The sequence below is a fragment of the Pseudomonas avellanae BPIC 631 genome (assembly GCF_000444135.1).
GTDB classification, from domain to species: Bacteria; Pseudomonadota; Gammaproteobacteria; order Pseudomonadales; family Pseudomonadaceae; genus Aquipseudomonas; species Aquipseudomonas avellanae.
On sequence record NZ_ATDK01000552.1, the window covers coordinates 1 to 360 of the forward strand.

At 40.6% G+C, this 360-nt stretch carries 1 protein-coding gene; it reads left to right on the forward strand.

Features of this window, described 5'->3' with window-relative positions; translation table 11 throughout:
- Positions 1–282 (forward strand): hypothetical protein (locus DW49_RS1000000133470; protein ID WP_206539584.1); only part of this gene is annotated, 282 nt, incomplete at its 5' end.
- Positions 283–360 lie beyond the last annotated feature (78 nt).

The window sequence follows — 360 nt, forward strand, 5'->3', positions numbered from 1 at the left end:
CTTTTTCAGAGTTTCCCTAGAACTGTAGATGGTGTCTCTTTTACCGGATATCAAAATGGATTTCCTGCATATCAGTGTAATGGTACTGTTACTTATTCTGATGGTGGTACCGGTTATCCCGGAACTACTGTCTCTTCAACTGGTGATTCTTGCCCTAATGGAACCGAATATTCTGAGTCTGCTGGTGAGTGTAAATCTACTACTCAGAAGTGCGTCGATGCTAAGGGAGCCGTCTCAAAGTCATACTCTTGGAGTCAATCTAGTGTACTGTTTTCGAAATAAGTTACCCATAACCTGCAAGCTAAGCTATTGATAAGATTTGAATTTTCCGTTAGTTGGTGGCTGATTTTTTCGAAAACA